This is a genomic window from Endozoicomonas acroporae (assembly GCF_002864045.1).
Lineage (GTDB): Bacteria > Pseudomonadota > Gammaproteobacteria > Pseudomonadales > Endozoicomonadaceae > Endozoicomonas > Endozoicomonas acroporae.
In genome coordinates this window covers 1-1,884 of the sequence record NZ_PJPV01000272.1, presented here as the reverse complement: position 1 = coordinate 1,884, position 1,884 = coordinate 1, and the positions used below count along the sequence as shown (strand labels likewise).

Sequence of the window (1,884 nt, the reverse complement as noted above, 5' to 3'; positions counted from 1 at the left end):
GAACTGGTCAACAACGATGACTGGATGGAAGAGTTCCTACAAGGGCTGTGATATGCATTAAGAAGGTCTTGAAACTGTTGGGACTGCATAACAGAATCTCCCATTTCATATCTGTGGTATTAGTCGAAGCAGTGGAAACTTCAACATTGTCAGACGAACCAGCAAAGAGCGAATGCGAGCAACATTGAGCAAGATCAAAGACTATCTCCTGAAACACAGGCATGACCCCGTGCCGGAGCAGTTGAAGTGGTTGCGACGTGTACTGCAAGGTCACATGAACTACTTTTCGGTGCCCGGCAATGGACTGAGAATCAATGCCTTCAGGACAGAGGTGCAAAAGCTTTGGTACAAAGCCTTGAAGCGGCGCAGCCAGAGAAGCAAACTGAGCTGGAAGAAGTTTGCTGCCTTCATCAATACTGTGTTGCCCAGAGTAAAAGTTCTTCATCCATGGCCGGAGCAACGGTTTGACGTTAAATACTCGAGGTAGGAGCCGCATGCGCTAGCAGTACAAGTACGGATCTGCGCAGGGGGTGGCGGGTGACCGCCATTCCTACTGTGACCCACAAAACCGAATTGTTATCTTCAATCTTCTGCTATCCTCATTACGGGCGCTATTCTCGGTCAGCCTCCCAGGTAATTGTCCCGAAATAAAATCGACATTTAATGTTCCCACTGGTACGGCCATGTAATTCCATTTTGGCAGAAACTCAGTTTAGATATTGCAGCAAAATGAACCTCTGCACAGAACAGCTGTCTGCTTTATTATATTTTCGTGAATTAATGAAATATAATTATGCATAGAATCTCTGCTGCTAACGCAAGATCAGGCAATTATTACCACCAACCGGATAACCAGGCCGCTTCTTCAAGGCCCGGGCGATATAGACATGACACAGTAAGACAGAGGGATAATCCCTACCGCACTATTCCGGGGCGGAATGAATTTCCCCCTGCTTCTGGCGCATACACTTCTCAAAATCTACAGTGTCGTTCAGTAACCCCTGAACAAGATTTTAATGCCCTTGTCAACCCAGAAATAATGGATGCTCTGTTGAGTAAATCTGCTCGTTTTGCTCATCGCTATGATGGGAGAAATCATGGTCAATTTGCCAGTACCATTAAAAAATACGCGTCAGCTTCTAAAAGACCGTTAAATCGAGCGGAACAAAGCCAGCTGATGCGTTTTCTGCAAAATTTTACAGTAACACGGAGCTGGAATTGGCGAAGCCTGGCGACAACACTTCATTCATTTACTTCAGCAGGTGCTTTTACCCCTCATCACCCCATGGATGAGGGTGTCAGGCATACTCAAGCTGCCTTATTGTCAACGCTACTTGATGCAATAATATTCAAGTGCCACCTACAACCTGGAGCCAGGGATATTGACACCCAGCAAATCACCAACCTGCTGTGGGCCATGGCGAAACTGGTGGACAACGGGCAGGAGCTGACATCAGGGCTCAAAAAGGCCGTGGCCGCACTGTTGCCCAATGTGAACGCACAGAAAGACCAATTTATTGCTCAGGGTATCGCCAACCTGCTGTGGGCCATAGCGAAACTGGTGGACAACGGGCAGGAGCTGACACCCGAGTTGAAAGAGGCTGTGGCCGTGCTGTTATCTCAAGTAAACGCACAGAAAGCTAACTTTAAATCACAGGAAATCACCAACCTGCTGTGGGCCATGGCGAAACTGGTGGACAATGGGCAGAAGCAAACACCTGAGTTCAAAGAAGCCGTGGCCGCGCTGTTGCCCCACGTAAACGCACAGCAAGCTAACTTTAAACCACAGGAAATCACCAACCTGCTGTGGGCCATGGCGAAACTGGTGGACAACGGGCAGGTGCAGACACCAGGGCTCAACGAGGCCGTGGCCGCGCTGTTGCC

The 1,884-nt window shown here is 48.7% G+C and carries 2 protein-coding genes; both read left to right on the top strand.

The features are described 5' to 3' along the window. Window positions 1-172: 172 nt before the first annotated feature. The gene (locus tag CX664_RS25110) at window positions 173-487 is read left to right on the top strand and encodes a retA reverse transcriptase (protein WP_101749311.1); all 315 of its coding nucleotides are present in this window, start codon (window positions 173-175) and stop codon (window positions 485-487) included. 306 nt (window positions 488-793) lie between these two features. After that, window positions 794-1,884 (top strand): hypothetical protein (locus tag CX664_RS25105; protein WP_219622303.1); only part of this gene is annotated, 1,091 nt, incomplete at its 3' end.

Excerpts from the sequence above, each read along its gene's own strand:
- CX664_RS25110 (WP_101749311.1), top strand. The coding sequence starts at position 173 with ATGCGAGCAACATTGAGCAAGATCAAAGACTATCTCCTGAAACACAGG.